At 46.1% G+C, this 17,538-nt stretch carries 23 protein-coding genes; 18 read left to right on the top strand and 5 right to left on the bottom strand.

The window, feature by feature from the left end; genetic code table 11:
* Nucleotides 1–12 precede the first annotated feature (12 nt).
* The 16 genes from MKY59_RS22815 (at nt 13) to MKY59_RS22740 (ending at nt 10,546) form a co-directional block, all read left to right on the top strand.
* A complete protein-coding gene (locus MKY59_RS22815) occupies nt 13–492 on the top strand; it encodes a hypothetical protein (RefSeq protein ID WP_339273918.1) in 480 nt (159 codons plus the stop codon).
* A 270-nt stretch (nt 493–762) separates the two neighbouring features.
* Nucleotides 763–1,590, top strand: coding sequence for an RHS repeat-associated core domain-containing protein (locus MKY59_RS22810; RefSeq protein WP_339273917.1), 828 nt, complete (start codon nt 763–765; stop codon nt 1,588–1,590).
* A 32-nt stretch (nt 1,591–1,622) separates the two neighbouring features.
* The gene (locus tag MKY59_RS22805; protein ID WP_339273916.1) at nt 1,623–1,961 is read left to right on the top strand and encodes a hypothetical protein; all 339 of its coding nucleotides are present in this window, start codon (nt 1,623–1,625) and stop codon (nt 1,959–1,961) included.
* A gap of 234 nt (nt 1,962–2,195) precedes the next feature.
* The gene (locus MKY59_RS22800) at nt 2,196–2,690 is read left to right on the top strand and encodes a hypothetical protein (RefSeq protein ID WP_339273915.1); all 495 of its coding nucleotides are present in this window, start codon (nt 2,196–2,198) and stop codon (nt 2,688–2,690) included.
* Nucleotides 2,691–2,960: 270 nt separating this feature from the next.
* Nucleotides 2,961–3,449 carry a hypothetical protein gene (locus tag MKY59_RS22795; RefSeq protein WP_339273914.1) on the top strand — a complete coding sequence of 163 codons (489 nt, stop codon included), beginning with the start codon at nt 2,961–2,963 and terminating at the stop codon, nt 3,447–3,449.
* Between the two features lie 68 nt (nt 3,450–3,517).
* Nucleotides 3,518–4,030, top strand: a complete 513-nt coding sequence (locus MKY59_RS22790; RefSeq protein ID WP_339273913.1) for a hypothetical protein — start codon at nt 3,518–3,520, stop codon at nt 4,028–4,030.
* A 124-nt stretch (nt 4,031–4,154) separates the two neighbouring features.
* Entirely contained in the window at nt 4,155–4,694 is a 540-nt protein-coding gene (locus tag MKY59_RS22785) for a SecY-interacting protein Syd (protein ID WP_339273912.1), read from the top strand.
* A 58-nt stretch (nt 4,695–4,752) separates the two neighbouring features.
* Nucleotides 4,753–5,190: a hypothetical protein gene (locus MKY59_RS22780; protein WP_339273911.1), complete on the top strand. Its 438-nt coding sequence runs from the start codon at nt 4,753–4,755 to the stop codon at nt 5,188–5,190.
* A gap of 54 nt (nt 5,191–5,244) precedes the next feature.
* Complete coding sequence (locus MKY59_RS22775) at nt 5,245–5,685, top strand: hypothetical protein (RefSeq protein ID WP_339273910.1); 441 nt, start codon at nt 5,245–5,247, stop codon at nt 5,683–5,685.
* Between the two features lie 186 nt (nt 5,686–5,871).
* Nucleotides 5,872–6,405 carry a SecY-interacting protein Syd gene (locus tag MKY59_RS22770; RefSeq protein ID WP_339273909.1) on the top strand — a complete coding sequence of 178 codons (534 nt, stop codon included), beginning with the start codon at nt 5,872–5,874 and terminating at the stop codon, nt 6,403–6,405.
* Between the two features lie 286 nt (nt 6,406–6,691).
* Nucleotides 6,692–7,129: a hypothetical protein gene (locus MKY59_RS22765; RefSeq protein ID WP_339273908.1), complete on the top strand. Its 438-nt coding sequence runs from the start codon at nt 6,692–6,694 to the stop codon at nt 7,127–7,129.
* Between the two features lie 45 nt (nt 7,130–7,174).
* A complete protein-coding gene (locus MKY59_RS22760; protein ID WP_339273907.1) occupies nt 7,175–7,720 on the top strand; it encodes an SUKH-4 family immunity protein in 546 nt (181 codons plus the stop codon).
* A gap of 105 nt (nt 7,721–7,825) precedes the next feature.
* Complete coding sequence (locus MKY59_RS22755) at nt 7,826–8,425, top strand: hypothetical protein (RefSeq protein WP_339273906.1); 600 nt, start codon at nt 7,826–7,828, stop codon at nt 8,423–8,425.
* 33 nt (nt 8,426–8,458) lie between these two features.
* Complete coding sequence (locus MKY59_RS22750; protein WP_339273905.1) at nt 8,459–9,358, top strand: nucleotidyl transferase AbiEii/AbiGii toxin family protein; 900 nt, start codon at nt 8,459–8,461, stop codon at nt 9,356–9,358.
* A 153-nt stretch (nt 9,359–9,511) separates the two neighbouring features.
* A complete protein-coding gene (gene imm48, locus MKY59_RS22745; protein ID WP_339273904.1) occupies nt 9,512–9,952 on the top strand; it encodes an Imm48 family immunity protein in 441 nt (146 codons plus the stop codon).
* A 54-nt stretch (nt 9,953–10,006) separates the two neighbouring features.
* Nucleotides 10,007–10,546, top strand: a complete 540-nt coding sequence (locus tag MKY59_RS22740; RefSeq protein WP_339273903.1) for an RNA 2'-phosphotransferase — start codon at nt 10,007–10,009, stop codon at nt 10,544–10,546.
* 126 nt (nt 10,547–10,672) lie between these two features.
* Here the strand turns inward: MKY59_RS22740 and MKY59_RS22735 are convergent, their stop codons facing one another.
* On the bottom strand, nt 10,673–11,527 hold the full coding sequence (locus MKY59_RS22735) for an SDR family oxidoreductase (RefSeq protein WP_339273902.1): 855 nt from the start codon (nt 11,525–11,527) through the stop codon (nt 10,673–10,675).
* Between the two features lie 110 nt (nt 11,528–11,637).
* Nucleotides 11,638–12,063, bottom strand: coding sequence for an Rrf2 family transcriptional regulator (locus MKY59_RS22730; RefSeq protein WP_339273901.1), 426 nt, complete (start codon nt 12,061–12,063; stop codon nt 11,638–11,640).
* Between the two features lie 420 nt (nt 12,064–12,483).
* Between MKY59_RS22730 and MKY59_RS22725 the strand changes: the two genes are divergently transcribed.
* Entirely contained in the window at nt 12,484–12,702 is a 219-nt protein-coding gene (locus MKY59_RS22725) for a hypothetical protein (RefSeq protein ID WP_339273900.1), read from the top strand.
* Nucleotides 12,703–12,729: 27 nt separating this feature from the next.
* On the top strand, nt 12,730–14,013 hold the full coding sequence (locus MKY59_RS22720; RefSeq protein WP_339273899.1) for an MFS transporter: 1,284 nt from the start codon (nt 12,730–12,732) through the stop codon (nt 14,011–14,013).
* Nucleotides 14,014–14,443: 430 nt separating this feature from the next.
* On the opposite strand, the gene MKY59_RS22715 is transcribed toward MKY59_RS22720, so the two are convergent.
* From MKY59_RS22715 to MKY59_RS22705, 3 genes are all read right to left on the bottom strand, one after another.
* Nucleotides 14,444–15,268 carry a carbohydrate ABC transporter permease gene (locus tag MKY59_RS22715; protein ID WP_236421253.1) on the bottom strand — a complete coding sequence of 275 codons (825 nt, stop codon included), beginning with the start codon at nt 15,266–15,268 and terminating at the stop codon, nt 14,444–14,446.
* Nucleotides 15,269–16,141, bottom strand: coding sequence for a sugar ABC transporter permease (locus MKY59_RS22710; protein WP_236421254.1), 873 nt, complete (start codon nt 16,139–16,141; stop codon nt 15,269–15,271).
* A gap of 69 nt (nt 16,142–16,210) precedes the next feature.
* On the bottom strand, nt 16,211–17,512 hold the full coding sequence (locus tag MKY59_RS22705; protein ID WP_339273898.1) for an ABC transporter substrate-binding protein: 1,302 nt from the start codon (nt 17,510–17,512) through the stop codon (nt 16,211–16,213).
* Between the last annotated feature and the right edge of the window lie 26 nt (nt 17,513–17,538).

Below are 17,538 nucleotides of genomic sequence, written 5' to 3'. Positions count from 1 at the left end.
GAGTGAAACTTTTTGATTGATAAGCTATACAATAAAATACAAAAGATGAGGTCTGTTTTGGAAAACAATCCGGATGGTCCGGTTATCGGAAAGTTAAGAAGTGGAAAAGCCATAAATTTGCAAAGATTAGAAAATGGGGTTACTGAATACTATAGTTTTTTAGTTATAAGCAACGGGGCAAGATGTGGCGCGATAGATATATTCTCCTATGAGACGATGCTAGAAAGTCAATATTACTTAGAATTTTTGGATGAAGGACAATATGATGTACGTGATTGGGTTTATGTAGGTCAATGTTTATATGACCCAATAATCTTGAATAAAATAAGTGGATTAGTTTATCAATTTTATGAAGGAACTCCTCTAGAGCAAGGGGAGTGCTATGGTTCTTTTAATGTCTTTTTAAATGAGTATGTTTTTGGAGAAAAATATGAGACTATCATTCCAGATGTTGATGATGACAAGTGGTATCAGATACTGAAAGAGTTGTGAAAATTTTGAATTTCCTCTCAATTGGCCCGAAAATTATCCATAATATGTGGGATTTCAAAGTGCGACAACTAATAGAATGTTGACAGTCCAGTATACACATGATTTAGGTCTATTCCTATTTGGGAATAGGCCTGTTTTGATGATGGAACCGTACGCCATTTTGTGCATGATGGCTGGCATGTCGTCAACGAACTGGATGAAACAGAGCGGGTACAGGCTTCCTATATCCGTGGTCATGAATGGCTTTCGCAACTGGACGATTAGGGCAATGTGGCTTATTATGTAAATAATATCCATGGTGTTGTGACTTACCTGACCGGACCACAGGGCCAGATCCTGAATGCGTACACGTATGATGCCTTCGGAAACATGCTATCCTCGAAAGAACAGCGTGTGAATCCGTTCCGTTATACGGGAGAAATGCAAGATGCGTTGACAGGACATTACTACCTGCGCGCCCGGTTTTACAATCCGATCATCGCGCGATTTACGCAAGAAGACACGTACCGTGGAGACGGTCTGAACCTGTATGCCTATGTTGCCAACAACCCGATCCGATATGTAGACCCGAGTGGGTATATGTGTGAGGATAAGGGGAATGTATATAAATCTCCTGGCGAAATCTTAAGAGATAAGTACAAGCATTTATCGCCAAGTAAGCGTACTGCAAGTATGAATGCACTCGCAGAGGATAATGCATATCGTATTCTGTTACAAATGGAAAATTCAATACCAGGAGCACATTTTGTTGAGAAGCATGGTGCCCAAACGACGTTGCAAGCTCAATTGAATCGAGCGGATCAGGGAATATATCCGACCACGGGTGTAATCGAAACAAGACGAGGAAGAGTAGTGTTACTTGCGGCGGCAACAAGATTCCTCTCTCATAGGGACCAACTGACGACTATACAACGGTCTCAGCATATCTTTGAAACAACTGGAAATGTAACATGGGCCCAAAATCCAATAGAGTTTAAATATCCAATAGGGGAAGGCTTCCAACGTAGGTCATTAGAATATGGGGTTTCAAAAACTGGTCAAGTATATTTAAATCGTAATAACCAGCCAACTACCTCATTCCCAATTTGGGGAAGATAAACCACGGAAAACTTCAAGAGGAGAAAAAGTTTGTGAAAAAATTTGATCCAGAGTTTAAATATATGGGGAGTCTATTAAAGTTTATTGATACCGAATATATGACAAAAGAAGACTATGATAAAATTGAAGACTTCGATTATAATATTGAAGAAGATCAAATAGAAATCATAAGAAGATTGATCGTCATAGGAATCAATGCTCAGTACAATGATTTTGAGCTTGACAAGTTTAGACACGTACTCGGAATGTGCATGGATTTGAGCGAAAAAGAAATAGAAGAACTATTTCAAATGTACTCACCGTGTGATGATATATTAGACAAAAAAGGTTTTATAAATAATATTTATAAAGAATTGTTTGAACCTTTATAATTTTTGAGTAAAGAGTTTGGGCCTTGATTGAATTTTAATCAAGGCTTTTTTGCGTGCAGACTTCGTATGAAGCTTTTCAGGTGGTCAATTTATCAATTATATCCGGATTATTACAAAATCTAATTGGAATAGCCGATATATATGGGAGCTAGGTTTTGGATTTTATTTGTAAAAGTAGATCTGTTTCATGACATTTGGAAAAACGGCCTTAGATCAAATATATGGAGGTGTGATATGGAAAAAGATATACCAATACAAATAGATGGCATCGGAATCATTCTTTATTCACCTTTTGCAGTGGCCCATATAGATGAAGATGAGGACTATCTAACGCAAAAATATATGACCGCGCAACAAGTCGCAGATCATGTCAACCGAGGAACGATTGTTGGGCTTTCAACAGGGTCATCCGGAAAATACATCCTTAAAATCAGGGATGGTTATCCTGATGAGCACATTCTTGATCGTTCTGACTTTGTTTTGAGGCTGGCAGTGGAAGTTCGGGATCGTCAATTATGCATTCGAGACTTGTATGATTTGATGGAATGGACCTCCGAATTACCAGTCGAACAAATTGTTGTACTTGATAATGGTTACTATCATATTACTGTATTCAGTAATCTACCGAAATCACGAATCCGTGGTGATCGTCAGGAAATTCATTTATATTTTCATCCGTTAATTGAAATGCCGAAAATAAAGCATTTAGGCGTACCGACATTGGAGTAGGTGAATCTATTGAAAGAAATTCGGGAATCGATGAATCATTATTTTGAACACAGACTTCAGTGTTTTAATGAAGGAGTTCTTTTTCTATTTACAACCGAGTATGATAACAACGTTCTTTCGATGCTTTATCAAGGTAAACCTAATGATGATGGGGAAATTGGCTAGGAAAAGATTGTCCTGCTTATTTTGATACGCTAATGGATGATCAGAAGATAAATGAACTTTTCGAATATATTAAACTTATCGCAGTGACGAGAGATGAGGGTGGTCATGAATAACTATAGGATGTCTTTTGTCAAAAAGTTTGATCATTATTTCGGTCATAAAGAAGTTTCGAATATTATTTATTTGCATGATGAGGCAGATGATGAGCGATTAGATCATGTCCTTTTTCTTGAAGAAGCAAATGGGGATGTTGTAGGTCTATACATACGTGGTATGAATCCATTGATTTCAGGTCATAGAATTGACGATTTAGATGATTTCAATTTATATGCCAGTTATGAAGAAGGCCTCATTGAACGCAAAGAAAAATTTGAAATTAGAGTACAGCTTGTATTTCTATTTTTTGCCACCGATTACAATGAATTATTGGGCTTCTATTTGGCGAATGACAGTGCTTCTCGGTCTTTACTGGTGTTATTTTTACAAGATAAAATGGTTATCGAAAAGAATTGTAGTGAATATGAGGCAGGGAGAGTGCTTGAAAGAAAGCATGCGACCACAAGTTATATAACATACAAAAAAAGATATAAATAACGGAAAACCTTAACACAATCACAATATACCAGAAAACCGATCGGTGAGGGAAAATGAGAGAACAGGTAATGATGAAATTAAAACAAGTTCAATTGATGTTGGCCAATGATCCGTTAAGTTTTACTTTTGCTGAAATTGTTCAGAAAACTCCTGAGCAAACCGTGAAACATGATGATCCAATATTGGAAGACTGGTGGCACATACTTAATCAATTTGAAATATTGAATGGAGGAGTAGTGACCGTTTTTGGACCTCGAAATGCGAGTACGATACAATCTCAGGTCCATGAAATGACTGACTTTGACGGGGAATGGATATGTATTGGAAAAATCGAAAAATATCCGTTATTCATTAACAGGTTCGATGGGAGTATTAGTGGTCTGTATGGAGAGCCGTTAGAGCAAAGTTATGTTCTTGAGACGTATGGCGATATCAACACCTTTTTATTGAATTATTTCATGGGGAGACGTTACACAGAGCTTGGGTTAAAATTTGTTGAATCCGGACAAAGCAAAAACACACTTGGATCAACAGAAGATGAATGGTTTCGATTTTTGGAAAATCATCAATTACTTTTTTAATGACACCAAATACACAAATCGATGATCAATAATTTTATAAGAGGGGGATTCTGATGGACACCCTTGGGGATTTGTTTCAGATGTAGGTTAAAGATCGAAACTGACTAGAACGGGGGATTTTCAAATGGAAGTTGCGGAAGCGTTAGAGAACTATTTTGATAAACTTTTGGTTTTTTGGGAGGCACAATATTCAACTTTTCCTACGATCTCTTTTGAAGAAGATATCGAAAACTGGATGTATATTGGGGTGCCTGATGAGGAAGAACGTGTGCAATGGGAGCCAAAACTGAAAACATCCAAAGAAGGTTTTCTATCGATAGAACAAGAGATCGGGATGAAATTGCACAACTCCATGAAAGCGTATTTTGATTCTTATTGGTTTTTAAGTCTGGAAGGCTTTTACGGACCACATCGAATCACATTAGAAGAAGTAGCTCCAAACAAAGACATTCGTGCATTCTTTACGAATCAAAAGAGTTTTATAGAAAGCACAGGAGAAGAACTGAATTATTTTCTTATAGGGTATTTCTCTCCCGATGATCAAGCTTTGTTATTGGATAATAGAACTGGTGAAATCTTCAAAGAAGATTATGAGACGGATGAACGGATGTTTGTTTCTTCCTCCCTGGCAGCGTTGATCGACAGTCTTCGTATTATGGAGTAATTATTCCACAGGAGAATGGATTTATAAACCTTCAAATTATCGAACTTTGGTGAGGAAAATGAGTGATCCAACGAAACTTTCCCGGCTATTCCGGGAAAGAGCCAGAAATGCCGAGAAAGAAAAATTAAAAGAACTTTATAAGGAACTATACCAAATTCAAATCGTGGACAGCATGTTTTTGAACGAAATGGAGTCCATCCGATTAAAGAAAGCAGGATATGAAAAAGTATTTAAACAGGAGGGTACAGTCGTCACAGATTTCAGCCAGGTGAAAAGCATGTTTGAGGTCTATTGTTCAAATCTGACAGACAAAAATGTAGTGCTATTTCATTTGGAGCAGTTGAATTGTGGTGTCAAGGTACCCTTTCGAATTATCCACCAAATCATGGTAGGTTCAAAACAGCTATTATCTGATGTATTAATAGTATCTGATTATTTAAATCATTGTATTTGTATTGAAGTTGAAGAACATAGCTATATCGTCACTCATTGGTAGGTAAAGGGCGACATACCTGAAAGACAAAATTCAAAATTATGTTAGGAATCTAAAATGGACGATGCCATGAGTGAGAATAGTATCATTAAGCCAATCATAAATAAATATGCACCTTTAATTAAGATGGCAGTAGAACAAAGACGTTATATCGATATTGGGAACTACTATCGAGATTATAACCAAGAAATTAGAGATGTTAACCATTGCGAAAACGAACTATTAGCTTATCTTAAGTCTAATTTGGAGAGTTCCGAATGGGATAGAGAGTCTCTTTGGTTTATTGCAATATATGAGCATCCTTCAATGGAATTTATACCTTACTTTATAAAAATATTGAAAAGTAAGCTCTCAAAAAGCGTGATTTATTATCATGTATTGGATGTTTTGTCTTACATGCCCGATGAAATCTCTGAAATGGCTTTACCTGAAGTGTACTTAATGGTTGATGAAATTAATCCGTACTGGACGCGAGAGATTATTGAAAAGTGTTTTTGAGGCAATAATCATGATCAATAGTTCAGAACCAATGGATATATTGTTGAAGGGCTGTAAATTCTGATAATTTAACACTTTCGTTCTATGCTGAGTATTGGATTCAAAGGTTGATTGAAGAACCAGAGGAGCCTGAAACGTAATGTGATCGTTATACTGGCCAAAATTAATCAATGTAGAGGGTGAAACATGATAAAGAAATCCATGGAACAATATTTTGAAAGATTCATTTCTATGTGGAAAGAATTTAACGGCACATTGCCCCGAATTTCTTGGTTTGGTGAGGATGGTCTGCGACTGTATGTTGGTGAAAAAGACAACGAAGGGTATATTGAGTGGTTACCGACAATGAAGAATGATATTACAAATTTCGATGCCGTTGAAGAATTATTCACAATGAAACTGCATGAGGACATTAAGCAGTACTACAATGCCTATTATTTTTTTCAAATCGCAGGATGGGTTGAGGGGTATAATATAAATCTAAATCCTGTACTTCCCAATGTAGAGCCAGAGACATTTGTCGAGAGATTTAGTAACTATATAACAGCACATGATGGCCGTACTACTTATGTTCCAATTGGAATGGAATCCAACGGACTTATCGTTGTGTTGGATAACATGTCTGGAGAGGTGTATCTGGAAGACTATGAAGTCGAGAAATTTATACCGTTGAAATGTAGCTTAGAAGAAATGATTCAACATTTGAGTTTTCGTAACTAGAGTGTATTGTTAGGAACATTAAGCTACCTCGTCAGACATCGAATTGGCCCAAAGGTGAATTGGTGGGAATCAAAGGCGCTCGATCAGTATTTGAAAAATGAGGGATCTGAAGAATGTAGCCAACACGATTGAGAAGGGATTAAAGCCTATTTTTCTCTTCATTTGAAGTCGATATATATTATGTGAAAGAATGGGTGAAGAGGGTTAAGAAGAACCAAGGAAAATGGGGGCAGATGTCTTAGAATTATCGCTTTTAACGTTGGAGTCTGATGAAGGAATAATATTCATGAGTAGATGGAAATCGTACATACAAGGCATTTTTAAAGGAACAAAGAATAATGAAGCCAATATAGAGCCAACTTTGAAGGAAAACAATCTTTCCGTACAAGAAAAAGATCTGGTTCCTTTAATTTTTAAAGATCCTGCGGATGCAGAGCAAATTCTGAATGATCCGGATGAGCCTATTGCATTTTTCAGCATGCTGAAATACGGAACTTCAACAGAGAAATTTTTGGTTCTGGATTGGAAGGGTGAATTTTCCTGCGAAATCACGGATTACATGATGGATTACGAATCGAAATATGATGTTGAACTGGCTTTGGAGGATGAGTTGGAGAGTGACACCTACTCTTTGTTCATCACTGAGGAAGCCTTGACTCAAGTAGATCTATTGGGAGATGAAGACAGTCCTGATGAGGCGCGCTATATTCAGTATTATGTCTGAGAGATGAAAGCTGAAAACAAAGATGGAGAAAAAAAGAGGTGCAAAATGAAGGCAGAGGAATTCAAGAGGGTATGGGATATCGAGCATTATGGTCCTTTAATTACTTTTAACCGGGGCGATTTGGAAAATATAAACATACAAGAAAGTGATAGAGAATGGCTGGTAAATGTGGGGTTACCGGAGACGCCAGCTCCTTATCTTGAATTTGTTTCTTCTAAAGGAAGACTAGTATCGTTATCCACCAAATTAAATATGTCTAATTGCTATGTTGATTATACGTATTTGGGATCAACCGCTTCAGGCGAACCAGTTTGCATAAAGAATGGTACTGAAGTAGTGCTGATCTCTGAAATGAATTCTTGCAAAGAAGTATTTGTGAACTCATCTGTAACCCAGCTTGCCTCATGTTTGTTGTTCTTTTCCGAAATGATCTCTGAAGCGATCAAAATAAATGGTGAAGATGCATTCATTGATAATGCCATTCCATCTCATTTGATGTCTATAACCATGAAAAAAATGAAAGAAATAGATGGCGCGGCTTTTGCCGACTCCTCTTTTTGGAAGACGGAATTTGAAACATTGGTTGAATGAGGAGTAGAAACTATAAACTCAAATGATTACGAATTATCAGAGAAACTTTCATACCGACTTCATATAGACTTTACATAGAAAACTAGAAAGGGCGTGTCTCACAGTATGGAATTTGAATTTCACGTAACGGTAGAGGATTTGAAGCTGGAGGAGAAGCAGGCGTTCATCCGGACATGCGAGGAACAGAAGGTCAAACCGGTGATGATTGTGCTCGATCAAGGGGAGTATGTGCATCAGCCGATGTTTACGGGGATCGTACATAGCGACCGTTATGAAGAAGTGAAACAAGGCATGGATGCGCTGGCTGCGATTTTCGGGAAACAAGGGTTTAACGTGGTGCGTACCAAAATCGAAATTCCCGCCCGGGAAGAACGTTATTTTCACGAACCGATGGTTGCAGGCTCGAAGCCGTATTTTGAATGGCATGGCAAGGTGGAAGTCGGCGATATCGCAGACTTGAAAAAGCAGTGCGAGCCCTATGGCGGGCATATCTCGCGCAATTCATTGAATGCCAATGGTAAAGTAAGGTTCATTACGGTGCGGGAATACGGCTCTGCCGCTCGTTTCTATGAACGGATCGCCGGCATTGAAGAGGTATTGCGTCTGAACGGGATCAAGCTGCTGAAGCAGCAGCACGAATTGTGCGTACACGATAGCCGGGAAGAGCTGGATAAAGGTTGGGTATCGCAGCATAGTCATTGTTAGGATACTCACATGTAAACAAAAGGAGGACACGAAATGGCTGGCATTATGAATTTGGATCAGATGAGTTACGAGGAACGATTGTTAATCGGTCTGGAAGCGTTGTTGCGAAGGGCGGCATTGGTGAATGGGCCGTTTGCCTTGAAGGGCAGCCTGTTGACGAGGCAGTATCTGGCGGACCGGAGCGTGCGCGATGCGGACGACATCGATTTTTTGTGCCTGGAGACGATTCGGGACGAGAACGAGGCCAGACGTATGTTCACGGATTGGATGATCGAGGTGACCGAAATGGACCTGAACGACGGCGTTCAGTTCCGCAGCTTCCGGGAAAATGAGTTCTGGAGATGCATCGACTACGCGATGGCGGACGACTTCCCGACGGTGAACACCGATTTGGCGTATCGTTTCTACCGGACTTCCACTAGCGAGAGCATGTATGCGGATGAGATGTATCTCGACATCTCGTTTAATTTGCCTTTGGAAAACGAACCCGTGCCGCTGACCTATCAACCGTCGGTTGGGGAAGTATTCGTTGTTCCGCATACCGTCCCGCTGTCTACGCAGGTTGCCTGGAAATTGCATCAGACGATCGTCAGACCGAGATTCAAAGATCTGTACGACTTGACATTTTTGCTGGCCCATCCGTCTTACGATGAGCAGGCATTGCGGGGAACCTTGCAGACGCTTGTGAATGAGTGCGCCATGGACCCGTCGATTACGAGCGAGGCGATCCGCAAGGTGCTTGTGGACGACCTGCATGATCTGTATCCACAGATGGAGAGAGATTATGACTTGAGAGATTACGCGGGAGAGCGCGTGCCAGCCGTTTATTTTGCAGAAGTGGCCGCGGGGCTGCGGAACATGATGAACCAGCGTGGTTTTACTGAACAGGCGTATGAGCAACGGCCAGGACCGACGACGAATAGCTCTAAATAGCGCGATGAAGCTGTTCTTACGGACAACCAGCGTATTGAAGGCGCCCCCTCGCCTAACAAAAGCGATTTGAATTTGCGTCCCCAACTCGCTACAATGGTTCCATGGATTTGGCACATTCAGCGTGCCATAGTGGGAAGGAAGGATGACATAATAATGACAGACGATATGAATTTCGGCGACTTGAGCGATGCCATTCTGGCTGCGGCGGCGACGGAGCTCGAACAGATGGTACATAAAATATGCGAATTGATCGGGATACCCTTGGAACGGACGACCGAGCTGCAGCGCCAGGTTATTGCCGCTTTTGGTTTCGGAGCCGTTTACGGCATTACGCACCGGGATCGGTTGGCTGAGCATCAGGCCCATGCCCTGAGCATTCGCATGCTGATTCAGCCGTTTGGTTACAGCGAACAGCAGGCGGTTGATTTCGCGGACGACCTGATCAAGGTTGCGTCCAACCGTGATGCCCACCCTGTCATGAATACGATTATTCACCGGGGCATAGATGGATATGCGCAGTTCACCCAGAACGATGACGAAGGATTGGGGCGGAACATGCAGGAGATTTTGGCGGCAGTGCAGTCTGCCAGCTAACGTAATAAGAGCTTAGAACAATAGCAGCAGCGAATGGAAAAGGGGGGGAGTCCAATGGATTTGATGAAATTAAGCAAGGAGCTGTCTTACGCGCTGCGGCACGCGCCTTGGGAGTATGAACTGGAGCTGGACGACGAAGGCTGGGTCGAGATCAGCCAGCTGCTGGCGGCTTTGCATGAGAGCAGGAAATGGACGGCCGTCACGGAAGCGGACCTGCATCGCATGATTCAGGCCTCGGACAAGCAGCGCCACGAGATCGCGGGCGGCCGCATACGGGCATTATATGGACACTCGACGCCGCAAAAAATAAGCCGGACCCCTGCGCAGCCGCCGCAATGGTTGTATCACGGAACGCCGACGCGCGCGGTGGACTCGATCATGGCACAGGGATTGCAGCCGCGGCAGCGCCAATACGTGCATCTGTCTGCCGACGTCGAGACGGCTTCGCTGGTGGGCAGCCGGCGTGACCCGAAGCCGGTCATCCTGCGCATCGATGCACAGGCGGCTGCAGCGGATGGCCTTTCCTTTTATCATGGCAACGAGAACATCTGGTTGGCCGACCACGTTCCCGTGAAATACATTCACCGGGATTAGGCCGAATGTCGACACGAATACAAACGCAATATGCAAAGGAGCACCTCCAGCGAAGATGATTCGCCTTGGGTGCTCCTTTTGTGCTTGCCATGCTTTTGTAAGCGGTCGTACACGTTTTCCTTTGGCTTAACCGAGAAGCGCTTTGATGCCTTCGCTCAGCGGTTGCGCCGGACGGCCCAGCAGCTGTTCCAGCGTATTGCTTTCGACATCCAGTGCGCCCTGAGCAATTGCACTTTGCATATCCACCAGCATGGAGACGACGAAGTCCGGCAAGCCAGCGCCTTTCATGATTTCCGCGTACGCGGCACTGTCCACGTTTTGCACCGGAATGTCCTTGTCAAGCACCTCGCCAGCGATGGCAGCAAGCTCGGCTTGCGTGATTGGTTTGCCGGAAAGCTCGTATACGGTGTTGTCGTGCCCTTCGCCCGCCAGTACCGCCGCCGCCGCGTAAGCATAATCGCTGCGCGTAGCCCAGCCTACTTTGGCCGAACCTGCTGCATGCACCCAAGGCGCGCCTTGTGTCGCGGCTTGAACGCTGCCGCCTTCGTTTTCGAGGTACCAGTTGTTGCGCAGCAGGGAGTATGCAATGCCGGAATCGCGAATGGCTTTCTCGGTTGCGCGATGGACTTCGGCGAGTCCGAGCGTGCTCTCGTCGGCTTTGGCCACGCTGGTATAGGCGATGAATTGCACCCCGGCGTTTTTGGCAGCCTGTACGGCTGTTTCATGCTGGCGAATGCGTGTTTCATTATCGCCGTCCGCGGAGATGAGCAGCAGGCGCTCCACGCCCGCGAATGCCGCAGCCAGCGACTCCGGCTGGTCGAAATCGCCGTGGCGGACCTCTACGCCCTGAGCGCTCAAATGCTGTGCCTTTTCCGGATTGCGCACGCTGACAGCGAGCTCGGAGGCCGGCACTTTTTTCAGCAAAGCCTCCACGACGAATGAACCCAAATGACCTGTAGCACCAGTAACGAGATATTTCATAATAAATGTCCCTCCAAAAAGTAGTTTGTATGGTTTTGCTTGTTGTTATCAATATAGTTATAACAGAAGTGATTACAACGAAGGGGGAAGAAAAAGCTCCTGAGGAGCTTTTAATCCGAGACGTCGACCTGATCCATCATCTGCTGCAAAGTTACGCTATTCAAACGCCGTTCCATCGCTTTCTGGGCTTCGTCAAGCTCGGCCCGCAAAGAATGCTCGATCATTCGTCCGACCGGGCATGCCGGGTTCGGATTTTTGTGGAAGTTGAACAGCTGTCCGTTCTCCACGACATCGAGGGCGCGATACACGTCCAGCAGCGTAACCTCTGCCGGGTCCCGCAGCAGGGAAGCACCGCCCACGCCTGGCCTTACGTCGATCAGGCCCGCCTTCTTCAGGCTCGACATGATCCGGCGAATGATGACGGGATTAGTGTTCACGCTCTGCGCGATCAGGTCTCCCGTGCATTCATTCGGCATCGTTGCGATCAGGGATAGGGTGTGCACCGCGATGGAAAAGCGACTGCTGATCTGTTTCATCGATCATCACCACCGTTGTAACCATAATAGTTACAAAATGAATAAAAGTCAATTCCTTTTTCGTCAAATGAACATCCGAGACGTTGCGAATCGGTCTCCGGGCGGAGCATGAATCCGAACCCAAGGCCGATTTGTCTTACTGTCATCCTTGCTATAATCCATTTAATTCATACATATATATCCAATTATTGATGGGCATGGGCTTTCCGACTTTGGCAAATCAGCGCTTTCGTACAACATCAGCGGGATGGATGACATCAGTTTTCATGATGTGGAGGTAGCGGCAAGGTCGGGGCGTAAGCCTGTATATGATGGAAGAGAGAGGGCGATTGTTGCAATGGCAGGCAGAGATGGGGTTCTAAAAGGGCGCTCTGATGACTAGAATAGACCGACAGTCGGTCGAGTGGATTGGAGGATCGCATGAGAGTCGTCGAACACCCGGAAGAACGGCGGCGTTTTAATGACATTCTCGATGCAGAAGACACGCGCTTCATCGTCCGGAAATACGGCAAAACAGCGGTAAACGATATTTTACGCGCATGCGAGGTTGCCAAACCAAAGGTACCTTCGACGTGTGCTTGGTGCGGAGAAGGGCAGCTTTGCCTATATGAGCCAACGGTATCTGTCCCATTAACCTGAAGCGTTATTCTGAAAGGAGTCGGAACAATGGAACCAAACGTGCAAAAATCGTTTCACAAATTTCTGTTGGTATGGTTCGGCCAACTGATTTCGATGATCGGCATCGGGCTGACGGCGTTTTCGCTCGGCGTGTATGCCTTCGAGAAAACCAATACCGCCACAAGCGTGGCGCTGATCACCCTCTTTACCTTCCTGCCGAACATTCTGCTGCGGCCGATTGGAGGCGTTATGGCCGACCGGTTCGACCGACGCCTGATGATGATCATTGGCGATCTCGGTTCGGCTGCCGGGCTGGTCTTCATCTTGTCGTTCATGCTGACTGGAGATATCCAGCTATGGCATATCTATGCAGGGGCAGCGTTCAGCTCCGTATTCTCAGCCCTGCAAAGCCCGGCTTACAAGGCTTCGGCAACCGATCTGCTGACTGAAGAGCAATTCTCCAAAGGAAGCGGCCTCGTACAGCTCGCGGAATCCTCCAAGTTTCTGTTTTCGCCGATTATCGCAGGCATGCTTCTGAGCATAACGACCATTGAAACGATTTTGGTTGTCAACATATTGACCTACGTGGTGGCGATTCTGGCCGTGCTGGTTATCCGCAAAAGCTTGAAGGTGGAACGCATGGAGGAGGAAAGAAACCGTCATTGGCTGACGGATCTTCGGGAAGGCTGGACGGAAGTGGTCACCAATAAAGGCGTGCTGCTGCTGGTCATGATTATTTCGCTGATTACCTTTTACATCGGATTTCTGGAGACGCTCATCGGTCCGATGATCCTCGCCTTTGCTGATGCAAAAACGCTCGGGACATTTCAGTCGGTAAGCGCCGTCGGCATGCTGATCAGCAGCCTGTGCATTGGCGTGTTTAGGATGTCCAAGAAATATGCAAGCGTGCTGGTTACCGGATTGGTGATGTGCGGTCTGTCATTCTCGCTGATCGGTGTATCTACAAACATGTATTTGATGATCTCCGCAGGCTTCCTGTTCCTGGCTTCGCTGCCGTTCGTCAACATGAGCGCCGACGTGCTGGTGCGCAGCAATATTTCCAACGAAAAACAGGGCAGGGTATGGGGCATCATCGGCATCCTGTCGCAGCTTGGCTTTATCATTGCCTACAGCCTGGCTGGTTTCCTGGCAGATCATGTGTTCAATCCGCTGCTGGTGGAGGGTGGCCCGTTGGCATCCACGGTGGGTCAGGTGACGGGTACGGGAGAAGGAAGGGGCATCGCTCTGCTGTTTATCATTGCCGGCCTGTTTGTTGTGATCATCGCAGGCATCACGTCCCGTCTGAAAACGATCAAAGCGCTGGAACAATGATTCGCATATAAGTTGTTCGGGCGAAACAGACTTGGCGCATGATTAAGGCGAGAAACGCATTAAAAAGCGGCCCCTTGGAAGCCATTACGTTTGGCTAAATGGGGGCAGCTTTTTGCGGTCAGTCGTCATTAAAACGTATTGCACTTTATAAGTTGAACTAGACCGTTACACAAAAACGAAGGGGGCAGAAAGAATCCGGAGAAGCGGAGCTAAAAGCTTTCTGTAAGAAAGCTCTATCGGAAGCATACACCTCGTGTTTATCACCTGATTTTCCCTTTGAAAAGGGATCAAAAAAATCTGGGGATAATGACGATCGGAAGATGGTTCTGCCCCCGTAGTGACTTCGTGTAAGAATTATGGGTTCAACTTATATAGGCATTCAAGCCTCTAGAAAAGGTAGAGCGCACATCGCTTTCATCAGACCTGCGACTTACCCTTTCACCGCGCCGGACGTCAGGCCGCCGACGATGTATTTTTGCCCGATCAGAAACACGATCAACACCGGCAGCGACGTGAGCACGATATCGGCGCTGACGAGATTCCACTGGGCGCTGAATTGCCCGAAGAAATTGTACACGGCCAGCGTCATCGGCCACATTTCCACCGTGTTCAGCATGTAGAGGGGAGCGGTAAATTCATTCCACACGCTTAGGAAATTAAGCACGAATACCGTGACGAGCACGGAAGTCAGCAGCGGCATGATTACTTTCAGGAACAGCTTGATGGCATTGCAGCCGTCCATGATGGCCGCTTCGTCCAGCTCCTTCGGGATCCCCGAAACGAATGCGTACGTGATGAACAGCGAGATCGGAATGCCCATGGCGGTGTATAACAGGATCATGCCGATATGGGAATTGATCATGCCCAGCGTTTTCATCACTTCCATCAGCGGAATGTAGTTGAGCGGCAGCGTAATGCCGAGAATGAGAAAGAAGTACAGGAAACCGCTCAGCTTCGAATGATTGCGCGACAGCGTAAAGGCCGAGAAGGCCACAACGACGACCAGCAGCAGGGAAGAGGCCGTGGAATGCAGCAGGCTGTTGAAGAATGAGCCGCCGAGATGCCCTTGTTCATAGACGATGCGGTAGTTGTCGAAAATGAAGGTTTCGGGCAGCGTCAGCTTCAGTACCTTGGCCTCCGCGTCCGACTTGAATGAGTTCAGCACGATGACCACGAACGGAATCAGCACGATCAGGCTGAGTATCCACGCGACCACGTTGAGGCCGATGGACACGAGTCTTTTTTTCAGTTGCATCTACAGTTCCACCTTTCGGCTCATCAAGCGGATGATAAAGAACGAAATGATCGCCATAATGACGAACAGAATCGTGGACAGCGCGCTGCCAAGGCCCCAGTATCCCTTCGCGAACGAGGAATATACAGCTGTGTTGATGACATCGGTGGCGTTGCCGGGTCCACCGTTGGTCAGTACGTAAACCGCATCGAACACGCGCAGCCCGTAGGTAATGTTCAGCACGGTGGCAATCGTGATGGTTGGCATCAGCATCGGGATCGTAATCTTGAATAAACGCTGCCAGAACCCGGCTCCATCAATGGCGGCAGCTTCGTAATAATCGCGCGGGATGGAGAGCAGACCGGCGATGAACAATACCATGATGTACCCCATGCCTTTCCACGTATCGACCGCCATAATGGATGGCATGGCCCAGGTAAGCGAACCGAGCCAGTTTTGGGCCAATGCGTCCAGTCCAAGCGAACGCAGCGTCACATTGACGAAGCCGTTGTTCGGATCAAGCAAGCTTTTGAACACCAGGCCGATGATCAGGAACGACAGCACTTGCGGCGAAAAAATGATCATGCGGTGCAGGTTGGCCATCTTCACCCCGCTGACGAGCAGCAGGGCGAGGAACAGGCCCATGACCGTTTTGGCCACGGCGGTCACGATCGTGAAGATCACCGTGTTTTTGATGAACAGCAGGTATGTCGGGTCTCCCGCCAGAATGGTGCGGAAATGTTCGAACCCGATAAAGTTTTTCTCCGGGCTATAGCTGTTCCAGTCGGTAAAGGAATAGTAGATGCCCAGCACCGCGGGAGCGACGATAAAGAGAACGTACAGCACGATCGCGCCAGAGGAGAAATACCATGGGTAAATTTTGTTTGCATTCATGTCAAGCAACACCTTTCCTTCCTGCCGCGCGCTTTGCGTGCATTCGCGCGCGGCGATGCCGGACGCGGCTTATTGCCACGCCTCATCCTTCAATACCTTGGCTTGTTCGGCCCGGCGCTTATCGATGTTCTGCAGAATCTGGTCCGGCGTCATTGCTCCGGCGAACATGCCGGAGATGTCTTTACCGATATCCATCCACTGCGGATCGATATATTTGACTGCGGCTTGCATCACCGTGCCCTTTTCGTGCGCTTTCTCGTAATCGATGTAATCCTGGGTCAGCTTCGGCTCGATTTCCGGCCAGCAGATGGTCAGATTGCCTTCGCCGCCGTCAAATACTTTTTGCAGGTTCTCGTGTTTGGTGATCCAACGGAAAAACTTCAACACTTCTTCCGGATGTTTGCTGTTTTTGTTGCCGAACATGGCCGCCGAACCGCCCGGGTTCACGCCGATCGTCTGGTTGTCGCCCCATGGCATCACGAAGAATCCCATGTTGTCCTTCATGGCCGGATAGGCCTCGGCGACTTCCTTCTCCGTGCCCGGAACGCGAAGCAGCATGGCTGCCTTTTCCTGGCCGAAGGCTTCGATGCCCGCCTCAACCGTGTTGGACAGGAAGTCTTTACCGAAGTAACCCAGCTCGGCAAATTCGTTCAACTGCTCCAATACCGTTCTGAGCTGCGTCAGGTCGGCGACCTTCATTTCGTTGCTGTTCAGCTTGTCGTAGGTGCCAGGCGTGCTTTTCTCGTAGTTTGGTCCGGTTTCGAACAGAGGCAGCACCTGGTACCAGCCGCTTGCCGCAGCCTGATAGAACGGAATGATGTCTTTCTCTTTGATCTTTTGGCTGATTTCCTTAAATTCCGCGTACGTGGTCGGCGGTTCGATGCCGAGCTCGTTAAAGATGCGTTTGTTGTAATACACGTACCATATTTTCGTCGGGGCAAAGGAAACCCCGTACACTTTGTCGTTGTGGCTGACCGTTGGCAAAATCTCTTCCGACATGCGGCCGGTGAACTCCTCGCCCGTCAGGTCGATCGCATTTTCTTCCGGTCTTACGTTCGCCGGCATGCTGAGCGGGTCCACGTCCACGTTGAAAATGTCGGGCGCTTCTCCCGAAGCCAGCTTGACTTTGATCAGATCGCGCCACTGGGCATCCGGAACGACCTGGAAGTCGATTTTGACGCCGGTTTCCTTCTCGTATTCCTTGGCCATTTCTTGCATGATGCCTGTGCGCGGAATGCCCGTCTGGCTTGTGCCAAAGGTCAGCGTTACCTTGCCCGAACCTTCGGATTTGTCCCCCGAGCCGCATGCGGCAAGCAGCAGGCCGGACAGAAGCAGCAAGCCTGCGAGCGTAGCTAGAAATTTCGTTTTCATCATTGAACCTCCCGATGGAATAAGAT

It is taken from the genome of Paenibacillus sp. FSL W8-0426, from assembly GCF_037969725.1.
Taxonomy (GTDB): domain Bacteria; phylum Bacillota; class Bacilli; order Paenibacillales; family Paenibacillaceae; genus Paenibacillus; species Paenibacillus hubeiensis.
The sequence above is the reverse complement of the archived record's forward strand: the minus strand, read 5'-3'. Positions and strand labels throughout refer to the sequence as shown.